The sequence below is a fragment of the Rhizobium sp. FKL33 genome (assembly GCF_005222915.1).
Lineage (GTDB): Bacteria > Pseudomonadota > Alphaproteobacteria > Rhizobiales > Rhizobiaceae > Rhizobium_E.
The window spans coordinates 12167-37834 of record NZ_STFX01000021.1 but is presented as its reverse complement, the minus strand read 5'-3'; the positions used below and the strand labels follow the sequence as shown (position 1 = coordinate 37834).

General features: G+C 63.2%; 18 protein-coding genes and 1 riboswitch. Of the genes, 10 read left to right on the top strand and 8 right to left on the bottom strand.

The annotated features are described in order from the left end of the window. Positions 1-206 precede the first annotated feature (206 nt). Positions 207-809: a PilZ domain-containing protein gene (locus E8Q41_RS13295; protein WP_246660179.1), complete on the bottom strand. Its 603-nt coding sequence runs from the start codon at positions 807-809 to the stop codon at positions 207-209. A gap of 92 nt (positions 810-901) precedes the next feature. Then, positions 902-2935: a DNA topoisomerase IV subunit B gene (gene parE, locus E8Q41_RS13290; RefSeq protein ID WP_137156035.1), complete on the bottom strand. Its 2034-nt coding sequence runs from the start codon at positions 2933-2935 to the stop codon at positions 902-904. Positions 2936-3075: 140 nt separating this feature from the next. Between parE and E8Q41_RS13285 the strand changes: the two genes are divergently transcribed. The 4 genes from E8Q41_RS13285 to E8Q41_RS13270 all read left to right on the top strand — a co-directional run bounded on the left by E8Q41_RS13285 (position 3076) and on the right by E8Q41_RS13270 (position 7236). After that, the gene (locus E8Q41_RS13285; protein ID WP_137156034.1) at positions 3076-3954 is read left to right on the top strand and encodes a hypothetical protein; all 879 of its coding nucleotides are present in this window, start codon (positions 3076-3078) and stop codon (positions 3952-3954) included. A 94-nt stretch (positions 3955-4048) separates the two neighbouring features. Further along, positions 4049-4816, top strand: coding sequence for a triose-phosphate isomerase (gene tpiA, locus E8Q41_RS13280; RefSeq protein WP_137156033.1), 768 nt, complete (start codon positions 4049-4051; stop codon positions 4814-4816). Between the two features lie 130 nt (positions 4817-4946). Beyond that, entirely contained in the window at positions 4947-5468 is a 522-nt protein-coding gene (gene secG, locus E8Q41_RS13275; RefSeq protein WP_137156032.1) for a preprotein translocase subunit SecG, read from the top strand. Between the two features lie 139 nt (positions 5469-5607). Beyond that, the gene (locus tag E8Q41_RS13270) at positions 5608-7236 is read left to right on the top strand and encodes a CTP synthase (RefSeq protein WP_137156031.1); all 1629 of its coding nucleotides are present in this window, start codon (positions 5608-5610) and stop codon (positions 7234-7236) included. A 63-nt stretch (positions 7237-7299) separates the two neighbouring features. Here E8Q41_RS13270 and E8Q41_RS13265 read toward each other — a convergent pair whose 3' ends face one another. After that, positions 7300-8430, bottom strand: coding sequence for an NADH:flavin oxidoreductase/NADH oxidase (locus E8Q41_RS13265; protein WP_137156030.1), 1131 nt, complete (start codon positions 8428-8430; stop codon positions 7300-7302). Positions 8431-8607: 177 nt separating this feature from the next. Continuing rightward, positions 8608-8815: riboswitch (cobalamin riboswitch) on the top strand. A 118-nt stretch (positions 8816-8933) separates the two neighbouring features. Here E8Q41_RS13265 and E8Q41_RS13260 point away from each other — a divergent pair. Beyond that, the gene (locus E8Q41_RS13260) at positions 8934-10181 is read left to right on the top strand and encodes an aromatic ring-hydroxylating dioxygenase subunit alpha (protein ID WP_137156029.1); all 1248 of its coding nucleotides are present in this window, start codon (positions 8934-8936) and stop codon (positions 10179-10181) included. Positions 10182-10197: 16 nt separating this feature from the next. Continuing rightward, complete coding sequence (locus E8Q41_RS13255; RefSeq protein WP_137156028.1) at positions 10198-11304, top strand: hybrid-cluster NAD(P)-dependent oxidoreductase; 1107 nt, start codon at positions 10198-10200, stop codon at positions 11302-11304. Positions 11305-11310: 6 nt separating this feature from the next. Here the strand turns inward: E8Q41_RS13255 and E8Q41_RS13250 are convergent, their stop codons facing one another. The 3 genes from E8Q41_RS13250 to E8Q41_RS13240 are packed head-to-tail and all read right to left on the bottom strand — an operon-like array spanning position 11311 to position 14296. Next, on the bottom strand, positions 11311-12387 hold the full coding sequence (locus E8Q41_RS13250; protein WP_137156027.1) for a HupE/UreJ family protein: 1077 nt from the start codon (positions 12385-12387) through the stop codon (positions 11311-11313). Positions 12388-12389: 2 nt separating this feature from the next. After that, positions 12390-13193 (bottom strand): DUF4198 domain-containing protein, encoded by an 804-nt coding sequence (locus E8Q41_RS13245; protein ID WP_137156026.1) that lies wholly within the window; start codon positions 13191-13193, stop codon positions 12390-12392. Then, entirely contained in the window at positions 13163-14296 is a 1134-nt protein-coding gene (locus E8Q41_RS13240) for a DUF4331 domain-containing protein (RefSeq protein WP_137156025.1), read from the bottom strand. The genes E8Q41_RS13245 and E8Q41_RS13240 overlap by 31 nt, the downstream gene beginning before the upstream one ends. A gap of 424 nt (positions 14297-14720) precedes the next feature. Here E8Q41_RS13240 and E8Q41_RS13235 point away from each other — a divergent pair, with 424 nt between their 5' ends. The 3 genes from E8Q41_RS13235 to E8Q41_RS13225 all read left to right on the top strand — a co-directional run bounded on the left by E8Q41_RS13235 (position 14721) and on the right by E8Q41_RS13225 (position 21933). Continuing rightward, positions 14721-17093, top strand: coding sequence for a hypothetical protein (locus E8Q41_RS13235; protein ID WP_205910389.1), 2373 nt, complete (start codon positions 14721-14723; stop codon positions 17091-17093). A 67-nt stretch (positions 17094-17160) separates the two neighbouring features. After that, positions 17161-19071, top strand: coding sequence for a GMC oxidoreductase (locus E8Q41_RS13230; RefSeq protein ID WP_137156023.1), 1911 nt, complete (start codon positions 17161-17163; stop codon positions 19069-19071). A gap of 24 nt (positions 19072-19095) precedes the next feature. Further along, complete coding sequence (locus tag E8Q41_RS13225) at positions 19096-21933, top strand: patatin-like phospholipase family protein (RefSeq protein WP_137156022.1); 2838 nt, start codon at positions 19096-19098, stop codon at positions 21931-21933. A 67-nt stretch (positions 21934-22000) separates the two neighbouring features. On the opposite strand, the gene radC is transcribed toward E8Q41_RS13225, so the two are convergent. Both radC and map read right to left on the bottom strand, forming a co-directional pair. Beyond that, positions 22001-22765 carry a DNA repair protein RadC gene (radC, locus tag E8Q41_RS13220; RefSeq protein WP_137156172.1) on the bottom strand — a complete coding sequence of 255 codons (765 nt, stop codon included), beginning with the start codon at positions 22763-22765 and terminating at the stop codon, positions 22001-22003. Positions 22766-22820: 55 nt separating this feature from the next. After that, positions 22821-23645 (bottom strand): type I methionyl aminopeptidase, encoded by an 825-nt coding sequence (map, locus tag E8Q41_RS13215; RefSeq protein WP_137156021.1) that lies wholly within the window; start codon positions 23643-23645, stop codon positions 22821-22823. A 304-nt stretch (positions 23646-23949) separates the two neighbouring features. Here map and E8Q41_RS13210 point away from each other — a divergent pair, with 304 nt between their 5' ends. Next, complete coding sequence (locus E8Q41_RS13210; protein WP_137156020.1) at positions 23950-25650, top strand: PQQ-dependent sugar dehydrogenase; 1701 nt, start codon at positions 23950-23952, stop codon at positions 25648-25650. The last annotated feature ends 18 nt before the right edge of the window (positions 25651-25668 follow it).

Below are 25668 nucleotides of genomic sequence, written 5' to 3'. Positions count from 1 at the left end.
CTGAGGCAGGACATGTGATGACGCGCCAAGGCTGTTGAAACGGCTGGGAGGCCGAAAAAATCGCCAGAATTTTTTTTGATTTTTTTTCGCGGGGAATGAAATGCGGGATCGCTTGGGATCCGACGCGCATGGCCGCGCCGGATAGCGGACATGCAAAAGGCCGGGCGAAAAGCCCGGCCTTCAAAAAAATCGGCGTTAAGAAAGCGTCAGCGGTAGGATTCGAAATGCTCGCGGCTGAGCTGGCTGGCGAATTCGATGGCGACGCCTTCCTGGAACTGGCGGACGACGCGGCCCCGCATGGTTCCCAGTCGCACGGGCGTGCCGAGTGCCGGGCGGACTTCGATTTCGATCGCGCAGCCCGACATCGACAGGTCGATGATGCGGCAGGGATAGGTGCGGCCGTCATCCAGCGCAAGTTCAGAACGGGCTGAACGCGGCGTGATGCGCTCGTGGCGGCGATCCTCGGGCAGGCCGAGCGCGGTCTTGTTGGCGAGCCAGGTCAGCTGGGCCGCCAGTTTCTCGCGCTTGCGGTCAGTGGCGTTGATGGTGGTGACGAAGCCGTGGTCGACGAGCTTGATCACCGAGCCTTCGATGCGGCCGATGTGATCGACATAGGCGATGATGCGGTCGCCGATCTTCGGCAGGGCGGCGCAGTGAAAATGAATATCGCCCGGCGACATGTCGATCGCCTTGCATTCTAGCTCTGTATAATCAGGCAGCATCAGGCGGCCGGCCAGGTTGACGACCACGCGCTGGAACGAGCGTGCGTCGATCGTCACCGTTGAAGCTGCGGTTTGCGAAGCTGACATTCTAAAACCCATTCATGTTTTAAGGGGTGAAGATAGACTCCCGCCCCTTAAGAATGTGTATCGGTTTGACCGTCGCAATTGTTACAATGTGACTAAATATCCAGATTTTCGGCGAACTGGGCCCGTTCCTGGATGAAGCGGAAACGCGCTTCGGGCTTGGTGCCCATGAGGGCGTCGACCGCGCCGCGCGTGCCTTCGAAATCCACCTCGTCGATATCGACCCGCAGCAGCGTGCGGGTGGACGGATCCATGGTGGTTTCCTTGAGCTGGGGAGGCGACATCTCGCCGAGACCTTTGAAGCGGCTGATCTCGATCTTGCCGCGGCCGGTGAATTCCTTTTGCATCAGTTCCATGCGGTGGGCGTCGTCGCGGGCGTAGAGCACCTTGGCGCCTTGCGAGATGCGGTAGAGCGGCGGCACCGCGAGGAACAGATGTCCCTTGCGGATCATATCCGGCATTTCCTGATAGAAGAAGGTGATCAGGAGCGAGGCGATATGGGCGCCGTCGACGTCGGCGTCGGTCATGATGACGACGCGTTCGTAGCGGAGGTCTTCCTCGCGATATTTCGATCGCGTGCCGCAGCCGAGCGCCTGGATCAGATCGGCGATGGTCTGGTTGGCGCCAAGCTTCTCCTTGCCGGCGCTGGCGACGTTGAGGATCTTGCCCTTGAGCGGCAGGATGGCCTGATTGGCGCGGTTGCGCGCCTGCTTGGCCGATCCGCCGGCCGAATCGCCTTCGACGATGAACAGTTCGGCGCCGTCGGCCGAGTTTTGCGAGCAGTCGGCCAGCTTGCCGGGCAGGCGCAGCTTGCGCACCGCCGTCTTGCGGCTGACTTCCTTCTCCTTGCGCCGGCGCATGCGCTCTTCCGAGCGCTCGATCACCCATTCGAGCAGCTTGTCGGCTTCGTTGGGATTGTCGGCGAGATAATGGTCGAAGGGGTCGCGGATGACGTTTTCGACGATGCGCTGCGCCTCGACGGTGGCGAGGCGATCCTTGGTCTGGCCGACGAATTCCGGCTCGCGGATGAAGACGGACAGCATGCCGGCGGCCGAGATCATCACGTCGTCGGTGCTGATATTGGCGGCGCGCTTGTTGTTGGTCAGTTCGGCATAGGCTTTGAGGCCCTTGGTCAGCGCGATGCGCAGACCGGCCTCATGCGTGCCGCCTTCGGGCGTCGGGATGGTGTTGCAATAGGAATGCAGCATGGCGTCGCCGCCATACCAGGTCACCGCCCATTCGACCGAGCCATGGCCGCCGCGTTCGGTCTTGCCGGCGAAGATGTCGCGGGTGACGGTGAAATCCTTGCCGATCTGGGCGGCGAGATAATCCTTGAGGCCGCCCGGGAAATGGAAGACGGCCTTGTCTTCATATTCCGTGCCGGCCACGAGTTCGGGCGCGCAGGACCAGCGGATCTCGACGCCGCCGAACAGATAGGCCTTGGAGCGCGACATTCGGTAGATGCGGCCGGGATCGAATTTGGCGTGGGGCCCGAAGATCTGCGGATCGGGATGGAAGCGCACGCGGGTGCCGCGGCGATTGTGGACATCGCCCAGTTCTTCCAAGGGACCCTGCGGAATGCCGCGCGAGAAGCGCTGGCGGTAGAGCTTGCGATTGCGGGCGACCTCGACCTCGACGAAATCCGAGAGCGCATTGACGACCGAGACGCCGACGCCGTGCAGACCGCCCGAGGTTTCATAGGCCTTGCCGTCGAACTTGCCGCCGGCATGCAGCTTGGTCATGATCACTTCGAGGGTGGACTTGCCGGGAACCTGCGGATGGTTCTCCACCGGAATGCCGCGGCCATTGTCGGTGACGGTGAGGAAACCTTCGGCGTCGAGATGGACTTCGATGAAGTTGGCGTGGCCGGCCACCGCTTCGTCCATCGAATTGTCGATGACTTCGGCGAAGAGGTGATGCAGCGCCTTCTCGTCGGTGCCGCCGATATACATGCCCGGACGCATGCGCACGGGCTCGAGACCCTCGAGCACGCGGATCGCGGAGGCGCCGTAATCGTCGCCCGACTTCGGCGGCTGTTCCTGCGGCGCGGCCTGGGGCGGCGCAGCGGCGGGCCGCTCCGGCTTCGGGCTCTCGGGCATGTCGTCGAATAGGTTCAGGGCTTGGCTCATAGTGTCCTGTTCGGAAGTGATTGGTTCCGCGAATCAGCAGATTCTGCCAGAAGCCGCGGACAGGCGCGATTGGCCGAGATTTGCGTCCGAAAGCGCCGAAAGGCAAGCGCGCATGCGAAATGCAGGCGAGGGGGAAGGCAATGTCCACAGTTCAGTTGGCGAAAAGCGCCGCAATCGCCGTCGTCGTCACGGTTTTGGCCACGGTTCAGGCCTCGGCGCTGGAGATGAAGCCGTTCAAGGACGCGCTGTTTTCCTATCCGGCAATCCTCGCGTCCGAGGACAATGGCGACTTCATCACCGTCGACTATCAGGAGATGCGCGACATCAACGGCCGCGACAGCGTGCCCGAGCGCGAGGTGAAGGGCGACTATGTCTCGCTCGGCGTGCGCTGGAAACAGGACTTCGAGGAGATCGAGGCAGGCGGTCGCGAGATCGAGATTTTCCGCGCCGGAAAGATCAGGAATGCGGGTTTTGCGGTGATCTTCATTCATGGCCGCGGCGGCGATCGCAAGCTGGGCGCCAATGACAAGCGCTTCGGCGGCAATTTCAACCGGCTGAAGAATCTCGCGGTCGACAATGGCGGCGTCTATCTCGCGCCGTCGGTCAGGAGTTTCGACGCCGCCGGCGCCCAGGAGATTTCGGCGCTGATCGGGACGGTGAGGGCGAATGCGCCGAAGGCGCGGATCGTGCTGTCCTGCGCCTCGATGGGCAGCTTCATCTGCTGGAGCATCGCCCGCGATCCACAGACGGTGGCTGAATTGAGCGGCATGATGGTGATGGGCGGCGTCACAGATCCCGATTTCAAGGCGAGCGCCGCGCATCAGGCGAAATTGCCGCTGTTCTTCAGCCATGGCTCACGCGACAGCGTCTATAAGGCGGATCAGCAGATCGCGGCCTACAAGGCGCTGAAGAAGGAGGGATATCCCACCCGCTTCGTGCTCTTCCAGACGGGATCTCACGGCACGCCTGTCCGCATGACCGATTGGCGCGACAGCCTCAACTGGATCTTCTCCCGCTGAGGCGATCACGCCCGAGGTCCGACCCGCCATAATTCGCTTGCCGGCTTTTCCCCGCCTCTGATAGAGCGGCGGGGACAATTTCGGGAGAGACGAGATGACACCGGACGTTCGGCCGCTCGTGGCGGGCAATTGGAAGATGAACGGGCAGCGCGAGCAGCTCAACGAACTCAAGGCGATGGGCGAGGGCGCGCTCGCGCTCGCCGGCAAGATCGACATGCTGATCTGCCCGCCGGCCACGCTTCTCTATGTCGCGACCGCCCTTCTAACCGACAGCCCGCTGGAAATCGGCGCGCAGGATTGCCACACGGCGCAATCCGGCGCCTATACCGGCGACATCTCCGCGGCCATGATCGCCGACTGCTTCGGCACGCATGTGATCGTCGGCCATTCCGAGCGCCGCACCCTGCATGGGGAAAGTGATGCGCTGGTGCGGGCCAAGGCGGAAGCGGCGCATTCGGCCGAACTGACCGCCATCGTCTGCATCGGCGAGACGGAAGCCGAGCGCAAGGGCGGCCAGACGCTCGATGTGCTGGAAACCCAGCTCGCCGGATCGGTGCCGGATGCGGCCACTGCGGAAAACACTGTCATCGCCTATGAGCCGGTCTGGGCGATCGGCACGGGCCTGACGCCGACGGCGGGCGATGTCGCGGAAGCGCATGCCTTCATGCGCAAGGAGCTCGTCGCCCGTTTCGGCGCCGAGGGCGCCAAGATGCGCATTCTCTATGGCGGTTCGGTCAAGCCGTCGAACGCTGCGGAACTGATGGCGGTCGACAATGTCGACGGCGCGCTGATCGGCGGGGCGAGCTTGAAATCGTCTGATTTCCTCGCCATTTGCGGCGTGTATGACACGTTGATCTCCTGATCGTCATTTCCCCGATCACAGGGCGATTGCCGCATTTCGCTCGCCGGGGGCTTTCAAATCTGTGTGCGCTCGTGTAAGAGCGCCCGCGAAACTGGGCTTTTTCCGGAAGGGCCCAAACAGGATAGGACTTATGCAGACCGTATTGATCGTGATCCATCTGATGATCGTGCTGGCGCTTGTCGGCGTGGTGCTCATCCAGCGTTCCGAAGGCGGCGGGCTCGGCATCGGCGGCGGCTCGGGCTTCATGAGCGCCCGCGGCGCGGCCAATGCGCTGACCCGCACCACGGCGATCCTCGCCGCGCTGTTCTTCATCACGTCGCTCGGTCTCGGCCTGCTGGCCAAGTATGAAGCCAAGCCGACCGACATTCTGAACCAGCTGCCGACCAGCACCTCGGGCTCCAACCCGAATGGTCTCTTGGATTCGCTCGGCGGCAAGAAGCCGGAGGCCAAGCCGGCTGATCCGAACGCCATTCCGACCGGCGGCGACAACACCAATTCGGCTGCGCCTGCGGCCCAGACCGGCGCTGCGGCTCCCGCCGCCACCCCGGCCCAGCCGGCTGCGACCCCGGCTCAGCCCGCAGCGACGCCGGACCAGCCTTCAGGCGCCGCCACGACGCCGGCGACCAACGGGCAGCAGACGCCCGCGCAATAACAAGGCCTTCGATGGCTGACAGAACCGGCAGGCTGGACCTGCCGGTTTTTTGTTGGGAATGCGCGAGCGTTTCCAATTTCGCATGAAGTTGAAATCAGGACTGGCGGAATCAGCCGGGACGCAGTAACGGATAAAGCCCATGGCGCGATATGTTTTCATCACTGGCGGTGTGGTATCCTCTCTCGGCAAGGGGATCGCGGCCGCAGCACTGGCGGCATTGCTTCAGGCGCGGGGCTACAGGGTCCGGCTGCGCAAGCTCGACCCCTATCTCAATGTCGATCCGGGCACGATGAGCCCGACCCAGCATGGCGAAGTCTTCGTGACCGACGACGGCGCGGAAACCGACCTCGACCTCGGCCATTACGAGCGTTTCACCGGTCGTTCGGCCAACAAGGCCGACAACATCACCACCGGCCGCATCTACAAGAACATCATCGACAAGGAACGCCGCGGCGACTATCTCGGCGCGACCGTGCAGGTCATTCCGCATGTCACCAACGAGATCAAGGATTTCGTGGTGTCGGGCAATGAAGGCTATGATTTCGTGATCTGCGAAATCGGCGGCACGGTGGGCGACATCGAGGCGATGCCGTTCATGGAAGCCATCCGCCAGCTCGGCAACGACCTGCCGCGCGGCACCGCCGTCTATGTGCATCTGACGCTGATGCCCTATATTCCGGCTGCGGGCGAACTCAAGACCAAGCCGACCCAGCATTCGGTCAAGGAATTGCAGGCGCTCGGCATCCATCCCGATATTCTCCTGGTCCGCGCCGATCGCGAAATCCCGGAAGCCGAACGCCGCAAGCTGTCGCTGTTCTGCAATGTGCGCGCCTCCGCCGTCATCCAGGCCTTGGACGTCGCCTCGATCTACGACGTGCCGATCGCCTATCACAAGGAAGGCCTCGACGACGAAGTGCTGGCCGCCTTCGGCATCGAGCCCGCGCCGCAGCCGCGCATGGACGCCTGGGAAGAAGTCTCCCGCCGCATCCACAATCCCGAAGGCGAAGTCACCATCGCCATCGTCGGCAAATATACCGGCCTCAAGGACGCCTATAAGTCGCTGATCGAGTCGCTCTATCACGGCGGCATCGCCAACCAGGTGAAGGTGAACCTGGAATGGATCGAGTCAGAAGTGTTCGAAAAGGAAGATCCGGCCCCCTATCTCGAAAAGGTCCACGGCATTCTGGTGCCCGGCGGCTTCGGCGAGCGCGGTTCGGAAGGCAAGATCCGTGCGGCGCAGTTCGCCCGCGAGCGCAAGGTGCCCTATTTCGGCATCTGCTTCGGCATGCAGATGGCGGTGGTGGAAGCCGCCCGCAATCTCGCCGGCATCGAGCATGCGTCCTCGACGGAATTCGGCAAGACCAACGAGCCGGTGGTCGGCCTGATGACCGAATGGGTCAAGGGCAACGAGCTGCAGAAGCGCTCTGCGTCGGGCGATCTCGGTGGCACGATGCGCCTCGGCGCCTATCGAGCGGCGCTCAAGAAGGGCACCAAGATCGCCGACATCTACGGTTCGACCGAGATTTCCGAGCGTCATCGCCATCGCTATGAAGTGAATGTCGACTACAAGGATCGTCTGGAAAATTGCGGTCTGGTGTTCTCCGGCATGTCGCCGGATGGCGTGCTGCCCGAGACGGTCGAATATCCCGATCATCCCTGGTTCATCGGCGTGCAGTATCACCCAGAACTCAAGAGCCGGCCCTTCGAGCCGCATCCGCTGTTTGCGAGCTTCGTCGAGGCGGCGCTTGTGCAGAGCCGTCTGGTCTGATCGTCTGAGACTTGAAGAATATAGAGGCCCGGAAGCGACGCTTCCGGGCCTTTGTGTTTCTGATCAGGCGTAGGCGCCTTTGCGCAACACTTTGTCCTTGGCGCGCACGGCGTAACCGGCCTGCGGCGCATGCAAGTCGTAGGCGCTGTCGCTCGGGTCGAGCGCGACCTTGGCGTGGACGGCGAAATTGGGGTCGTCGAGCGCCTCGCGGGCAAGCGCCACGAGATCGGCCTTGCCTTCGGCGAGCAGGCTTTCGGCCTCGCGCGCTTCGGTGATCAGGCCGACGGCGGCGGTGGGGATCTCCGAACCAGTGCGGATGCGGGCGGCGAGATCGACCTGATAGAGCGGGCCGGGCTTGATCGCGGCTCCATCGAAGCCGCCGGAGGAGACGTCGATCACATCGACGCCGTGCGCCTTGAGTTCGCGGGCGAGCACGAGGCTGTCCTCGATCGTCCAGCCGTCCGGATGCCAGTCGGTGGCGGAGATGCGGCAGAACAGCGGCTTGGAGGCCGGCCAGGCGGCGCGGACGGCCTGGGCCAGTTCGAGCAGCAGGCGCATGCGGTTCTCGCGCGAGCCGCCATAGTCATCGGTGCGCTTGTTGGCGAGCGGCGACAGGAACTGGTTGAGCAGATAGCCATGGGCGGCGTGGATCTCGACCACGTCGAAGCCGGCTTCCTCGGCGCGGCCGACGGCGGCGACATAGGCTTCCTTGAAGCTCTGGATGTCCTCGAGCGTCATTTCGCGCGGCGTCTTGTAGCCGCGCGCGGTTTCGGAATGGATGATCGGGCTCGGGGCGATCGGCTGCCACTCTTCGTAGCCGATCGAGAGCTTCTCTTCCTCTTTCACCTCAGGGCGAAACGGCACGGGCGAGGAGGCCTTGCGGCCGGCATGCGCCAGCTGGATCGCGGCGGCCGCGCCCTGGCTGTGGATGAAGGCGACGATGCGCTCGAGCGGCGTGATCTGGAAATCGGACCACAGGCCGAGATCGCCATAGGAAATGCGTCCCTCGGGCGACACGGCGGTCGCCTCGACCATGACGAGACCGAAGCCGCCGATGGCGAAACGGGCGAGATGGGCGAAGTGCCAATCATTGGCCGCGCCGTCGATGGCGGTGTACTGGCACATCGGGGCGACCATCAGGCGGTTCTTGAGCGTCAGACCGCGCGCCTGAAAAGGAGAAAAAAGCATGCTCATCGGAAAATCCTTTTGAAGCTCCGCGCCCCTTTCGGTCCTGGACCACGGCGCGGCTCTGGGCATATCGGCGCCATGGTCGAAGAATGCAAGGGCGACTGTTTTTCAAGCCGGCGCGGATTTTCTCTTTGTCAAGCAAGCCCATGTCGCAAACGAACTCGCCGTGTCGCATGACCCGTGGTGATATCGGCTCATCGAGGCGCCCGACGGCTTAGGCCGACGGGTTAAATGGGAAGCCGGTCCACAAACCCGGCGCTGCCCCCGCAACGGTAGAGACGCTGAATTCGCGACGGGAGCCACTGGGCAAACTGCCTGGGAAGGAGTTCGCGGAAGTCCTGGGAGGGACGGCGTCTGAGCCCGGACACCAACCTCGACGAGATAACCCGACTGATCGCGGTGGGCGATCAAGGGAAGACCGGCGGCTCGTCCGCGCCTTGGCGCGCGCCTTTTCGTCGATTTCCTTGCTCGTCCACCATGCCCAGTCCTTGAATTGACGAGGACCGACCATGGATATTCGCGCCGACATGCTCTCCAGACTGCGCGCCCGCAAGCCGGGTTACAGCCTGGACCAGCCCTTTTACATCGACCCCGATTATTTCAAGCTCGATCTTGAGCAAATCTGGTATCGCGACTGGCTGTTTATCGGCCATGACTGTGAACTGACCACGGCCGGTTCCTACATGACCGTGCAGGTCGGCGCCTATCCGGTGGTGATCGTGCGCGGCGAGGACGGCCGCATCAACGCCTTCCACAATTCCTGTCGCCATCGCGGCAGCCGCGTCTGCACCAAGGAACGCGGCCAGTCCAACAAGCTCGTCTGTCCCTATCACCAGTGGACCTATGAGCTCGACGGTTCGCTGGCTTTCGCGCGCCAGATGGGCGAGGATTTTGACACGACCAATTTCGGCCTGAAGCCGGTGGCCTGCGAAACGGCGGGCGGCTACATCTTCATCTGTCTCGCCGACCAGCCGATGGATTTTGCGCCGTTCCGGGCGACGATGGAGCCCTATTTCCTGCCGCATCGCCTGCGCGACGCCAAGGTCGCTTTCGAGAGCACGATCATCGAAAAGGGCAACTGGAAGCTCGTCTGGGAAAACAACCGCGAATGCTACCATTGCGCCGGCAACCATCCCGAACTCTGCAAGACCTATCCGGAAGCCCCGACTGCCACCGGCGTCAACGGCGCGGAAGACGATCCCGAAATCGCCGAACACTGGGCGAAATGCGAGAGCATCGGCCTGCCGAGCAAATTCGTGATGGACAGCGACGGCCAGTTCCGCGCCGCGCGCATGCCGCTGCTCCGCGACGCCGTCAGCTACACGATCTCCGGCCGCAAGGCGGTGCAGATGCGTCTGTCGGACAATGTGAACCTCGACCGGATCGGCACGCTGCTGCTCTTCCATTATCCCACCACCTGGAACCATGTGCTGAGCGATCACGCCGTGACCTTCCGCGTGCTGCCGATCAGCGCCACCGAGACCGCCGTCACCACCAAATGGCTGGTGCACAAGGATGCGGTCGAAGGCATCGATTATCGTCTCGACGAACTCACCCATGTCTGGACCGAAACCAACGACCAGGATCGCCAGATCGTCGAGGAAAACGCCTTCGGCATTCATTCGCCGGCTTACGAACCCGGTCCATATTCCGAAGTGCATGAGGGCGGCGTGGCGCAATTCGTGGAATGGTACGCCAATTTCATGGAGAAGCGCCTGACCGACGCGGGCAAGCCCGCGTTGCGTTCGGTCGCCTGAGCGAAAGGAGCGCGCGATGATGCTGATGGGCGCTACCCCGACCCCGCTTCCGCTCGACGAGCTGAAGCCGTGGAACTCCTCGCGGCAGATGCTGGTGTGCACCGGCGTCGCCGACGAGGCGCCGGATGTGAAGACCTTCACCTTCGCGGTGGAGGGCGGCGGCTGGTTTCGCTACCAGCCCGGCCAGTTCATCACGGTCGAGCTGCGCGCCAAGGGCGGGGACCTGCACCGCACCTATACGATCTCATCATCGCCCTCGCGCCCCTACGCCATTTCGATCACCGTCAAGGCGCAGCCCAACAGCGTGGGCACGCGCTGGATGTTCGACAATGTGAAGCCCGGTTCGCGCGTCCGGGCTTACGGTCCGAGCGGCCATTTCACGCTGGGGCGCGATCTCGGGCGGAAATTCCTGTTCGTCTCGGCCGGCTCCGGCGTGACGCCGATGATGTCGATGCTGCGCTGGCTGGCCGATTGCGCGCCGGGCACGGATGTCGTCTTCGTCAACAGCGCCCGGCGGCCCGAAGAGATCATCTTCCGGGAAGAACTCGAACTGCTCGCCACGCGGATGCCGAATCTCAAGCTGGCTTTCCTGCCGGAGCATCGTTCCGGGGCGGCGCCCTGGGCGGGGCTGATGGGGCGCATCGACATGCGCAAGCTCGAAATGCTCGCGCCCGATTTCCTGAAGCGCGACATTTTCTGCTGCGGTCCGGATCCGTTCATGAAGCTGGTCAGCGACATGGTGCGCGGCGAAGGTTACGACATGAACCGCTATCACCAGGAAAGTTTTGGCGCGGCTGCTGTGACCGATATAGCCCAGAAGCCGGCCAATGACGATGGTGAGGCGTCGGTTCGGGACGAGACGGCGCTGGACGTCGCTTTCGTCGGCACGGGCGAGATAGCGTCCTGCCAGCCGGGCCAGACCATTCTGCAGGGCGCGCGCTCGGTGGGCGTGCGCATTCCGGCAGCCTGCGAATCGGGTCTGTGCGGCACCTGCAAGGTGAAGAAGCGAGCCGGCGAGGTGGCGATGAGCCACAATGGCGGCATCAGCGACGCCGAGATCGCCGAGGGCTATGTGCTCGCCTGCTGTTCGCGGCCGTTGAGCCGGGTCGAAATCGAGGCCTGAGCCGCTTCAGAGATAGCCCGCCGCCTGGAGACGCTCCCATGTCCAGGCGGCGCCGGCCGCCGCGATCGCCAGCGACAGCGGCGATACGACCCAGGCGCGATACCAGCGCCGGCTGCGGGTCCAGAACCCGACCAGCAGGATATAGAGGCCGATCACGGCCAATTGCCCGAACTCCACGCCGATATTGAAGCCGATCAGCGCGGGCGCGAGATCGCCTGATACGGGCGCCGCCTCGCGCAGCGCGCCGGCGAAGCCCATGCCGTGGAGGAGGCCGAAGGCGAAGACGATTAGCGGGCGCCTGGCCGTGGGTTTCGGCGCGACCAGATTTTCCACCGCGACGAAAGCGATCGATAGGGCGATGAGGATTTCGACCAGGCTCGACGGCGGGCGGATGACGGAGGTCATCGTCAGCGCCAGAGTGAGCGAATGGGCGAGGGTGAAGGCGCTGGCCTGGATGAGGAGAGGGCTCAGCCTGGGCGCATAGAGGCAGAGCGCCAGAATGAACAGGATATGGTCGAGGCCGAGCGGCAGGACATGGGTGAAGCCGAGGGCGACATAATCGGACAGGATGTCGGCGAGGCTTTTCTCCTCCGCGCCGGTCAGCGAAAACGGCGCGCTCCGGGCGTCGCCGTCGATCCAGATGAGCATCGGCTCTTCCCCTCCCGTGCGATGGATGGAGAGGGAATAGGCGCTGGCGACCAGATCGAATCGCCATGTCGCATGGGCGGCGTTTGGCCGCGCGACGCCTTCCGCGAGGATCTCGGCCACGGCGGGGCGATCCTTGTCTTCGGCTTGATGGAGTTTCGCAGCGAGCCGTGTCGTTTCGGTTGATTGACCGTCGACCTCGAGACGGATCGCAGCGGCGAGAGCCGTACGATAGGCTTCGATGCCCGCCTCGGGCGGGATATGCGGATTGCGGGCGGCGAGACGGGCGAGAAGGGCCGAGGGCGGCGTCAGGATCGTGGCGCGCCAGCGGCCGTCGGCGAGAAGGTCCAAGGTGACGCGGGTGGTTCCGATCTCGTGAGCGGCGGCGGACGCCGCGGCGGAGAGCAGACACAGCATCAGGAGAAGCAGACGCCGCATGGTCAGGGGCTCCAGTCGAAGTTGAAGGAGGCCCAGCGGCTTTGCCAATCGCAGGAGGCGAAGAAGCCGGCCCGGGAGATGGCGACCGCCATCACGCCCCAATGGCCGTGACCGGGCAGGCGAAAGGCGAAAGCGCCGTTTCTGTCCGTTCGCGTTTTCAATTCGAGGCCGGGTTCACCCTGTCGATAGAGCCGCATGAGGGTTTCCGGGACCGGTTCTCCTTCGGCCAGCAGGCGGCCGCGGAGATCGCCCGCATCCGAATGCGGCAACGTCGAGAGGATGATTTCGAAATCCCAGTCGAGCGACTTGCCCGACAAACCTCCCGCTGCGGCGCCGCCGATCGCGGATTTGGCGTAACGGTCGAAGCATTCGCTGAAAGGGCCGGGCTCCCTCCAGCCGTCCTCCTTGTCGATCGCATCGCGCAGACCATAGGCGTCGGCGTAGCGATGGAAGTCGGCGAGCGCCAATTCGACCGAGGCGCCGCCGCCGCGATAGACGAGGAGGCCTGCCGGATTGGCCGGCATGACGACGATGCCGGCAGGGCTTTCGCCGGCGCCGCCGCTGACGCGGCTCACGCCGCCGGCATGCAGGAACTCGAATTCTTCGACGCCCTCGGCCGGACGCGGCAGGGAATCGCCGATGAAATGTTCGCCGACCAGCAGCTTGACGCCCAGGACTGCGCCGGCGGACGGTCTCTTCTGTTCGGGCTCCAGCCAGAAATCATGGGCAGGCGTCTGAGCCGCTTGCGCGAGGATCGGCAGCGCCGCCACGAGACTCAATGCGCGGAGATGACGAAACGCGTCCATAACCGCCACAACCGCTTGAGCAGGAAACGCAAGGCTTCGCCGATCAGCCAGAAGACGAGGCCGACGCCGAAGAGCAGCGCAATCGCATAGGGCCAGATGCTGCGGGTCGGCGGCGTCTCCTTGGCCGAGGGCCAGGGCGCGGCTTCATAGGGCCAGTCGCTGAGGAAAGGCTTGTCATTGGTGGTCGAGCGCGGCCATTCGCCTTCGATGTAGGAGAGTTCCTGCAACAGGCAATCGCCGAAGGCGCAGGTCTGGGCCACCACGTCGTCCGTCAGCAGCCGGCCATTGGGATAGCCGGCGGGAAAGGCGTCGGAATAGATCATCACATCCGGTTCGACATCGTATTTGCGCAGCAGAATGGTGAACTCCATGAATTCGGCGATGGCCTGCGACCACCATTCGCGATTGCCCCTCAAGAAATTGTAGATGTCGTCGAGCTTGCCCTTGCGGGCTTCGAGCGCGGCTTTCTGATTCTTCGGGTCGAGCGTGTTGAGGAAACCGAAGCGCGGCAACTGGGTGCGGATCGAGCGGCCGACATGGTCGATCTTTTCGCCGTTGCGATAGGTCCCGCCCCACAGGATGAAATTGGCGGGATTTCCGGGGAAAGAGGATCGCGGAATGCTCATCACCATGGTGATGGCGTTCCTCTTGTAGAAGCGCGGGAAATTGAAGGGATCGTCGCGCACGGCGGCTTCGTAGCGGATGTTTTCCGGCTGGAGGAAGCCCGGAAACTCCACCTTGTCGATGGTCGCGTCATTCTTGAGGCGCAGCACCACCGAGACGGTCGGCGTCAGGCTGTCGGTGGTCAGGACCGTGCCGCCATAGCGGGCGCGGTTGGCGGCGTTTTCGAACGACACCGGCGTCTTCAGATCGATATCCACCCGGTAGACGAAGCTCGTGAGATTGTAGGGCGGCGGATTGAGAAGCGCGCGCCTGACATTGAAGATCAGCGTCATCCGGTCGCCGTCGGGATAGAAGAACAGATCGGTGATGTTGCTTTCCGGATAGAGAAGGCGGGTCGGATCGGCGTGATCCGAAGCAAACGCAGGGGTTGCAGCTGCGCCGATACATGCGAGAAAAAGCACGGAGAAGAGGCGGATCAACGCCGTGATTCTCCGGGTTATATCTCTGGGAGATCCTAGAATATTCGCATGCTGGCGCCCTGTGCGCGTCTTCAGACTACGGCATTCATCGTTCTTCATGGCTCTTCTCCCGTTGAAGACGCAGTTTGTTTTTCTGAAGACGCCATGTTTGTTTGCGCAGGCGATCTCGCTCCGCAACAGGACTGTGGTCCGGCGTCCAAGGCATGGATCAATATTTGTTTGCGAATTTTCGACTGCGATTATGTCTTGTGTTTTGGAAAAATCAATAATAGGTTGTGTTAGAGCATAAATAAATCTCAAGTAGCAACTTCTTGCAACTCCTAGGATATGAAGGGGGTGTAGCATGTGGCGTGGTGGACGCGGGAGCGTCGTCGCGATGGCGGCGGCTTGTCTTTTTCTGACGGCGTGCGGCGATGATGTCGTCGTGGACGAGGCGCGAAAGGCCGGCCGTTCCGCCGCGACCTTTCCGGCGGCGGACGAGGATTACTTCAAGGGCATGGATGGCGGTGTGGAGCTCTCCCGCGACGAGGTGATCGGGCGCAACAACTGGCTGGTCTGGACGGCGGGCAACGACCGGTTCTGGAACGAGATCACCCGCAACGCCTTCGGCAATTTCGATCTTCTGAAGACCATTTCCAGCCATCCCTCGCTGGCGTACGGGCGCGACAACCGGTTCTGGGAACTGGGGCTGATCAACGAACCCTGTTTCGAAGCGCCGAAGACGGGCGCGGCGGACAAATTCGGCCTCTGGCTCGACAGGCGCCGCACGGAAGACGCCGCCTGCGCCGCGCCCGACCCCTTCGCCGATGCGGTCAAATATCCGGGCGTCAAGATCGGCGCTCGCGGCGGCGCCGTGCCGGTCGGCTCCTTCTATGGGGAGCCGACGGGAATCGTCGGTCTCCGGCTGTTTCCCAATCCCGATTTCGACGAGAAAGCCAAGGCGCGCTGGGATGCGGACCGCTATTACACCGATCCCTCCTATTACAATGACAAGGATCTCGTGCGGCCCTACCGTGTCGGCATGGCCTGCGGCTTCTGTCATGTCGGGCCCGACCCGGTGCGGCCGCCGCTCGATCCCGAAAATCCGAAATGGGACAATCTCAGCGGCGTGGTCGGCGCGCAATATTTCTGGATCGACCGCATCTTCGGCTGGAACTATGGCGGCGATAAGGATCGCAAACGCTGGGAGGAAAACGAGAAGAACTATCTGATCCAGCTCGTGCACACCTCGCGCCCCGGCGCGCTCGACACGTCGCTGGTGTCGACCGACTATATCAACAATCCCCGCACCATGAACGCCGTCTATGCGCTCGGGGCCCGGTTGGGACTGGCCAAGCAGCGCGGCCAGGAGACGCTGGCGGGCGCCGAAACCAACAACAAGCAGCTCAAGGACTATTTTGAGCCGCCGAATACGGTGTTCACGCCGCGCGTGCTCAAGGACGGCGCCGACAGCGTCGGGGCTCTCGGAGCGCTCAACCGCGTCTTCATCAATATCGGTCTGTTCAGCGAGGAATGGCTCAGGCATTTCAACCCGCTGTTCGGCGGCAAGCCCAACACCGCGATCGAAATCGCGGTCGGGCGCAAGAATTCGAGCTATTGGGAAGCGACGGAAGCGCAGACGCCTTACCTGGTCGCCTATTTCCTGAACCCAAAGGTGCAGGCCGGGCACAGGCTCGCGGACTTGGCCGAAGGCGCTGCCCATCTGAGCACGGACGCCGTTGTGCTGGACAAGGGCAAAGAGGTCTTCGCGGAAAACTGCGCAGGCTGCCATTCCAGCAAGGCCCCGCCGCTGCCGAAGACGCTGGACCTCAACACCTGCAACGGACCCGGCTATCTCGATTGCTGGAACGACTATTGGCGCTGGACCCAGACCGACGAGTTCAAGGCCAAGATGGTCGAGATCGTCAAGGCGCCGGATTTCCTGGAGGGCAATTACCTCTCCACCGACATGCGCGTTCCGGTGACGCTGCTCGAAACCAACGCCTGCAGCCCGCTCGCCACCAACGCCATCGCCGGCAATGTCTGGGACAATTTCTCCTCGCAATCCTACAAGGATCTGCCGTCGGTCGGCGAGATCTCGATCCGCAACCCGTTCGATGGCAAAGCGGCGACGTTCAAGATGCCGGCGGGCGGGCGAGGTTACACCCGCGTGCCCTCGCTGATCTCGCTCTGGTCGACCGCGCCTTACCTTCTCAACAATTCGGTGGGGCCGTTCAACGGCGATCCCTCGATCGAAGGGCGCATGAAGGTGTTCGACGCGTCGATCGAGCAGATGCTGTGGCCCGAACGGCGCGCCCATGACAGCGTATTCGGCAAAGAGGGCGTGTTCCTGATCGACCGCACCACCGCGTCGAGCTATCTCATCGTGCCGGGCGGTTTCCTGCCCGAGGGATTGCAGGCGCTGATCGATCCGCTCAGCCGCTGGCTGCCGTCGATCTTCGGCGAGGGCGAACTGCGCATCGGGCCGATCCCCAAGGGCACGCCGGTCAATCTGCTCTCCAACACCGAACTCTACAAGGACGATGCGACGCTGGCGCAGAACCTGCCGCGTTACGCCGAACTGATCAGCCTTCTGAAGACGGCGCTGCGCGACCTCAAGTCGCTGCCGGACAATGCGACGGACGCGGAGGCGAAAAAGGCCTTCGCCAATCTCGCCAAGCCTTTGCTGAACCTCAGCAAATGCCCGGATTTCGAGGTCAATCGCGGCCATTATTTCGGCACGGGGAAAGTCGCCGGGACCAAGGCTCTGACCGACGACGACAAGAAAGCGCTGATCGAATTCCTGAAGACGTTCTGACCCCGCAGCGCCGGCGGTCGATCCCGCCGGCGCCTCCATCTTCATGTGCGAGAGGAAGGGCATGCTCATGACAGACGCAGATGTTTCGAAGGGACCGGCGCCCGAGGCGGAATACGACTATATCGTCGTCGGCTCCGGCGCAGGCGGCGGCACGGTGGCGGCGCGGCTCGCCGAGAGGGGGCAGAAGGTGCTGGTTCTGGAGGCCGGCGGCGACCCGCATCTCCTCAGCGGCGGCGATCCCGCCTATCCGGCCGAAAATCGTCTGCCCGACGACTACGACGTGCCGGCATTCCATCCCTTCGCGTCGGAAAACGAGGCGATGCGCTGGGACTTCTTCGTCCGGCACTATGCCGACCAGGAGGCGCAGACGGCCGATCCCAAATATGTCGGCGAGTTCGGCGGACGCAAAGTCGACGGCATCCTCTATCCGCGTTCTGGAACGCTGGGCGGCTGCACGGCGCACAACGCCCAGATTCTCGTCTATCCGCACAATCAGGACTGGGACTATATCGCCGATCTCACCGGCGACCCCAGCTGGAGCACCAAGCGCATGCGGGCGCTGTTCAGAAGGTTGGAGAATTGTGATTATCGCTGGCCCTACAGGCTGCTCTACCTGCTCACCGCCGGCTTGTTCAATCCGAGCGGTCACGGCTTCGGCGGCTGGCTGACCACGCAGAAGGCGCTGCCGCTCAGCGCCTTCAAGGACCGGGCGCTGGTCGCCACGCTTTTGGACAGCGCCGGCGAGATCCTGCGCAACGATCCCAATGCCGACGAAACCGTGGAATGGCTGTTCGAGAGCCAGGGCGATCCGAACGACTGGCGTCTGGTCAAGGCCCAGGCCACGGGCCTCCGTTACCCGCCGCTGACCAATCGCAACCATACAAGACTGGGCACGCGCGAGCGCCTGTTGGAGACGCGCGACAAACATCCCGACAGACTGCATATCGAGCTCGACGCACTGGCGACCCGGGTGGTGTTCAACGGCAAGAGAGCGGTCGCAGTCGACTATCTCAAGGGCGAACGGCTTTATCGCGTCTCCGGCCTCAAAGCGCGCGGCGAGGGCGAAAAGCGACGGGTGAAGGCCAGGAAGGAAGTGATCCTGTCGGGCGGCGCGTTCAATACGCCGCAGCTTCTGATGCTGTCGGGCATTGGCGACAAGACGCAGCTTTCGCGGTTCAACATACCGGTGGTTCATCATCTGCCGGGCGTCGGCAAGAACCTGCAGGACCGTTACGAGGTGGGCGTCGTCACCGAAATGGCCGAGGACTGGGAGGTGCTCAAAGGCGCGAAATTCGCCAAGGGCGACCCGCAATACAAGGCCTGGGCCTCGGCGCGCGAGGGCGTCTACACCACCAATGGCGCCGTCCTGGCGTCCATCAGCCGCTCGGCGCTCGAGCGGCCCTTGCCGGATCTCTTCTGCTTTGCGCTGCTCGGCGAATTCCGCGGCTATTTCCCCGGCTATTCCAAGCTGTTTCCGGAGCGCCACAACATCCTGACCTGGGCGGTGCTGAAGGCCCACACCCTCAATCGCGCCGGCTCGGTGACGTTGAAGAGCGCCGATCCGCGCGATCCGCCGGAGATCCTATTTCGCTATTTCGAAGAGGGCGACGACAAGAATGGCCAGGATCTCAAAAGCGTGGTCGACGGCGTGAAGTTCGTCCGCAAGGCGACCGAGGCGCTTTACAAAAAAGGGATCGCCAAGCGTGAACTGCTTCCCGGGCCCGCCGTGCAGACCGACGAGGAGTTGAAGGACTTCGTGCGCAGCCAGGCCTGGGGCCACCACGCCTCCTGCACATGCCCGATCGGCGACGAGCATGGCGGCGGCGTGTTGTCGTCGGATTTCAAGGTGCATGGCGTGGAAGGCCTGCGCGTGGTCGACGCGTCCGTCTTCCCGCGCATCCCGGGCTTCTTCATCGTCAGCTCGGTCTACATCGTCGGCGAAAAGGCCGCCGACGTCATTCTCCACTCCCATTCCTGACGTCAGTTTTCACGGAGGCCCCTCATGTCCCGTCCGCTCAGCACCACAGAGATACTCAGAGAAGAAGCCCGCCGGATCCATGGCAAGGACGCGCTCGACGGGGTCGACGACGCCGAGCTCGGCGTCGGGCTGAACCGGCTCGAATCCAAGGCCATCTGTCTTTCCGGCGGCGGCGTGCGCAGCGCCATCTTCTCGCTGGGCGTCATTCAGGCGCTGGCCGAGAGGGACAAGCAGGAGCGCGACGCTCTCTCTTCCTTCCACTATCTCTCGACGGTGTCCGGCGGCGGCTATATCGGCGCCTGGCTGTCCGCCTGGCTGTCGCGCCAGCCTTATGAGCGGGTGCAGGAGCAGTTGACGGGACGGACGGAGCGGATCAACGCGGTGGAGCCGACGCCGATCGGCGATCTTCGCCGCGACAGCAACTATCTGACCCCGAAAGTCGGGTTGCTCTCCGCCGACACCTGGGCGGCGGTGGCGATGGTGCTGAGAAACATGGCGCTGAACTGGGTCGTGCTGCTGCCGATCCTGCTGCTCGCGGTGATCGCGCTGAAATTCCTGACGATCGGGGTAGCCTGGCTTCCGCATTCCTTCGGATCGCAGGCGACGGGCGCTGCGCTGCTGATCCTCGGCGCCGTCTCGCTGGCGCTGGTGCTGCTGGCGCTTCGCTTCACGCTCAAGGAGCAATCGCTGAGCGGGCCGGCGAGCCCGCCGCAAAGCGCCTATCTGCGCGGCAATCTCCTGCCGCTCCTGCTGGGCGGGGCGGCCTGGACGGGCATGCTGCATACGGTGTTGGCCTATCAGGTGCTGATCGTCTTCACTCTGTGGGATCTGGTGATTCTCGGCGCGATCGCCGGACTGGTCGTCTACGCCTTCGCCCAGTTGCTGACGCTGCTGACGACGGCGCGATTGGTGACCGTGGCGCTGTCGCCGAGCAACTGGCATAGGCTGACGGACAAGCGCGTATGGGGCTGGGTGCTGTCCGGCCTCGTCTATGGCGCGGTGCTGGCGGTGGGGGCGCATCTGCTCGGTTCCGGCAGCGATAGCGGTCTTCGCCTGGCGCTCCTGCTGATCTTCGGCCCGCCCTGGCTGCTCCTGGCGCAAGTGACCGCCGAGACCGCCTATGTGGCGCTGACCAGCGCCAGCCTCTATTCGGACGAACAACGCGAATGGTTCGCCCGCGCCGCCGGCTGGTGCATCGCAGCCGGCGTCTCCTGGATCGTGGTGGTCGGACTGACGCTGTTCGGCTCGCTGTTGGTGGGCAACGCCGACGCCGGTTTCGACAATTTGACGGACTGGATCGCCGCAGCTGGCGGCATCACCGCTGTGATCGGCGTGGTGACGGGCGCGAGCAGCAAGAGCTCGGCCCTCGGCAAGTTTCAATCGCGGACGATGTCCTTCGGCTACGACCTCGCCGCCAAATTGTCGGCCCCGCTGTTCTTTTTGCTGCTGATCACGATCGGTTCGGCGGTGATCGACTATTTCGTGCTCGGGCAGTCGCTGTTCGCCTATCTCGTCTCCTTCGACGACTATCCCTTGTTCCAACAGGGCTTCGCCACGGTCTGGGGCCAGAGCAAGATCGCGGTGCGGGAACTGCCTGCCGGGGTCGGCGCCTTGCTGATCGCGTCCGCCATCCTGGCCTTCGTCGGCTTCATCGGATCGAATTTCGTCAACATCAACCGATTTTCGCTGCACGGCCTTTACCGCAACAGGCTGATCCGCGCCTTTCTCGGCGCCTCGCATCTCGGCCGCAAGCCCGACCGCTTCACCGGTTTCGACCGGCACGACAATCCCGACATGGCCGAACTCTGGCCAACGGGCGAGGCTATCCCCCGCGGCGCGGCCTGGCGCCCCTTCCATGTGCTCAACGTCGCGCTCAACATCGTCTCGACGCGAAATCTCGCCTGGCAGCAACGCAAGGCGCTGTCCTTCACCATTTCGCCCCTGCATAGCGGCGCGGGCTCGCTGACCGGCCTCCGCGACGAGCCGGGCGGAGTGGTGACCGCCTATCGCGGCGCCTATCGCCGCTCGGACGAATATGGCGGCGCGGATCTCAGCCGGCCGCGCTGGTGGAAGCGCAAGAACCTGCTCGAGACCAAGTCAGGCATTTCGCTCGGCACCGCCATGGCCATCTCGGGGGCGGCGGTCAATCCGAGCATGGGCTATCATTCCTCGCCCACCGTGTCGCTGCTGCTGACGCTGTTCAATGTGCGGCTGGGCTGGTGGCTCGGCAATCCCGGCCCGGCGGGGGAACGTTCCTGGCGGCATAGCGGACCACGGCATGCGGCCTTTCCGTTGATCCTCGACGCTTTCGGCCTGACCACGGACAGCCGCCCCAATGTGAGCTTGTCGGACGGCGGCCATTTCGAAAATCTCGGTCTCTATGAAATGGTGCGCCGGCGCTGCCGCTGCATTCTGGTGGTGGATGCCAGCTGCGATCCCGACTTCACCTTCTCCGATCTCGGCGACAGCATCCGCAAGATCCAGATCGATTTCGGCGTGCCGATCACCTTTCAGAACCTTCAAGCGTTGAAGCCGCGCCCGGCGGTCTTGGGAACGACTGTCACCGCGCCCTATCACGCCGTCGCCCGCATCGATTACGGGGCCGCCGACGGCGACGATGCGCCGGATGGCGTGCTCGTCTATGTCAAGGCCAGTTTCCACAACGACAATGAAAGCGCCGGCGTGAAGGCCTACGCCAATGCGCATCCGGCCTTTCCGCATGAGCCGACCACCGACCAGTGGTTCACGGAAGCCCAGTTCGAAAGCTATCGGGCGCTCGGCTACGACATCATGCGGGAGGTGCTGAAAACGAATCCCTGCTTCAAGCCGGGTCCGCTTGCGGCGGGCAGGCAGGGAGACTAGTTGATGCAGTGGTTTAAGCGGCTTCGGCTTCGCTTTAGAAAAACTCGATAAATTTCTGAATTGATATTTATATTAGTCGGAGGCCTTTCAGGCTGGCGTGGCCGTCCTTGCCGATGATGATGTGGTCATGGATGGTGATGCCGAGCGGTTTCGCCGTCTGGATGATCGTCTGGGTCATGTCGATATCGGCGCGGGACGGGGTCGGGTCGCCGGAAGGGTGATTGTGGACGAGAATGATGGCGGTGGCCGAGAGCTCCAGCGCCCGCTTGACGACTTCGCGCGGATAGACAGGCGTATGGTCGACGGTGCCGCGCTGCTGCACCTCGTCGGCGATCAGCTGGTTGCGTTTGTCGAGGAAGAGAATGCGGAACTGTTCTGTCGTCTCATGCGCCATGGCGGCGCTGCAGTAATCGATCACCGAGGACCAGGAGCCGAGTATGGCGCGGCCCTTGATCTCGCTGCGCAGCGAGCGATGGGCGATCGCGCCCACCAGCTTGATGTCGGTGGCGACCGCCTCGCCGACACCCTTGACCTCCTGCAGGAGATGGGTGGGCGCGCCGAAGACGCCGGAGAGCGTGCCGAAGCGCTCGATCAGCGCCTTGGCGATGGGCTTGGTGTCGCGGCGGGGAATGAGGCGGAAGAGGAAGAGTTCGAGAATTTCGTAGTCGGCGAGCGCGCTGTCGCCGAGATCGCGGAATTTCGTGCGCAGCCGGTCGCGATGGCCGTGGTAATGGGCGGGCGGCGGCGCCTGCGCCGCGGGCGGCCGCGCTTGGCTTCGCGGCGCGCTTTCGAAAAAGAAGCCCCGCTCGTCGGGCGGATCGTCCTCGCCCATCTCGTTGAGGTCGCGTCCAGTCTCGGGGTCGATCGGAAGCGCCATCTGGGGTCCCTTATTTGAGGCCGGGTCGGTCGAGGCCAGTGGGCGACAGAGTGAAGACTTCGCAGCCGTCCTTGGTGACCCCCACCGTATGCTCGTATTGCGCCGACAGCGAGCGGTCGCGGGTGACAGCCGTCCAGCCGTCGGACAGGACCTTCACATGCGGGCGGCCGAGATTGATCATCGGCTCGATGGTGAAGACCATGCCTTCCTTGATTTCGGGGCCGTCCTTGGCCGAGCCGTAATGCAGGATGTTGGGCGCATCGTGAAACAGTGCGCCGACGCCATGGCCGCAGAAATCGCGCACTACCGAGCAGCGCTCCTTTTCGGCATAGGTCTGGATCGCCTCGCCGATGGCGCCGATGCGCGCGCCCGGCTTGACGGCGGCGATGCCGAGCAGCAGGCATTCATAGGTGACTTCCATCAGACGCTCGGCGGCGCGCTTGACCTCGCCGACCGGATACATGCGGCTCGCGTCGCCATGCCAGCCGTCGAGGATGAAGGTGACGTCGATGTTGACGATGTCGCCGTCGCGCAGCGGCTTGTCGTCGGGGATGCCGTGACAGACGACGTGATTGATCGAGGTGCAGCAGACCTTGCGATAGCCGCGATAATTCAACGTCGCAGGCAGGGCGCCATGGGCGAGGCCGAATTCCAGCACGAAGCGGTCGATCTCATTGGTGGTGATCCCCGGCTTGATCATCGGCCAAAGCGCGTCGAGGCAGCGCGCCGTCAGCTGGCAGGCGCGCCGCATGCCTTCAAAGGCGTCGGGGCCATACAGTCTGATCACGCCGGTATTCTTCATCGGCGCGGCGGCGGCTTCAATATAATTCACCATAGAGGGCTGCTTTCCACTTCATTTCCGGTTCCCTTCATAAAACAGCCATGGGCGCTTCGTCCATCGTGAAGTGAGATTAACGCCTTGCACGTCAGAATGGCGGCGGCGCCGCGGGTGAAGAGGAGAGGCTTGCAGCCGACGGAAAGTCGGCGGCCATGCCGTCAAAGATCTGCTGTTCTTCAAAACCGCATACATTATCCCGATCTCATAAATCCGTCTTGTCGGTGTCTTTTTTTGCTGTCACCTTCACTTCCAGGCGCCGGCCTCAGCATTTGGTCGACGCCGGTGGGGGGAGGATAATCGAATGGCCAAACGCAAGGGCACCAACGCGGCGGACACGATCAGCGGCACAGTCAATTCGGATCTGATTTTCGGCCTCGGAGGGGCGGACAGGCTCAACGGGCGCGGCGGCGGCGACACGATTTCCGGCGGCAATGGCGACGACACGATCGCGGGCGGCAGTGGCGACGATGTCATCTACGGACATTCCTCCGCCGATCTCGTGCAGAAGAACGGTTATATAACCGCCAGCACCATCGCCGAACTCGGATACGGCGCCGTGGACATCGTGCAGTCCGGCAGCAGTCGCGACAAGGGCTTCATCTTCGCCTTGTCCAAGGACAACGGCGAGATCTACCGCGTGAATGAGAGCAATGGATCCAAGACGCTGTTCCTCGACATTCCTGACAGCGAGATCGGCGGCGACGGCGAGCGGGGCGTGCTCGGCATGGCGTTTCATCCAGACTATGGATCGAACGGCCGATTCTTCGTCTACCTGACCAATTCCGACGGCGACATCGTCATCCAGGAATATGGCCGCAAGGCCGGCAGTCCGGCAACTGTGGAGTTCACCAAGACGATCATGACCGTGCCGCATCCGGACTTTAGCAACCATAATGGCGGCTCTATCCGATTCGGACCTGACGGCATGCTCTATCTCGGTCTCGGCGACGGCGGCGGCGGCGGCGATCCCAACGGCAACGCCCAGAACAAGGATGAGCTTCTCGGCAAGATCCTGCGCATCGACGTCGATCACGACGACTTTCCCGGCGACAGCGGCAGGAACTACGCCATTCCCTCCGACAATCCTTTTGTCGACGCCAGCGGCACCGACGAGATCTGGGCGACGGGCATGCGAAACCCCTGGCGCTTCTCCTTCGATTCGAAGACCGGCGATTTCTACATTGCCGATGTTGGTCAGGATGCGTTCGAGGAAGTGAATTTCGTCAAAGCCGGCACGGAGGGCGGGCTGAATTTCGGCTGGAACTATCGCGAAGGCGACGAGCCCTATACCGGCACGCCGCCGGGCGGCATCGATTTCACCGATCCTGTCTTCACCTATTCGCATGGCGATTCCGGCGGCTCGATCACCGGCGGCGTCGTCTATCACGGGCCCGGCGGCCTTTCCGGAAACTACGTCTTTTCCGATTTCATCACCGGCAAATTCTACACATTGCGCATGGTCGACGGAAAAGCCGTCGATGTCGAGGAACGATCGGATCAATTGCGCGGCGACGCGGTTTCCTACATCGTCAGCTATGCCGAGGGATCGGATGGCCAACTTTTCGCCCTAAGTCTCGGCGGTCAGTTGATCAAGCTCACTCCCGGAAAGGGCGCGGGCGATGGCGACGACCGGCTGTCGGGCGGCGATGGCAACGACACGATCTATGGCGGCGCCGGCAATGACCGGCTTCAGGGCGACGCCGGTAAGGACAGGCTCGACGGCGGCCTCGGCAATGACGTGCTGCGCGGCGGCGCCGGGGTCGACACTTTCGTCTTTCTCACCGGCGGCGGCAAAGACAGGATTGCCGATTTCGACGCTGTGGGGAGCGTTCACGACCGGCTCGATCTGCGTGGGCTGAAAGCGATCGACGGCTACGCCGACCTGATCGAAAACCATGCCAGTCAGGCAGGGGACAATGTGGTGATCGCGGCGGGCAGCGACAAGATCACGCTGGATGATGTGAAGCTGCAGGCGCTAGACCGCGCCGATTTCATCTTGTGAGTGTTTGGCCACGGGTCG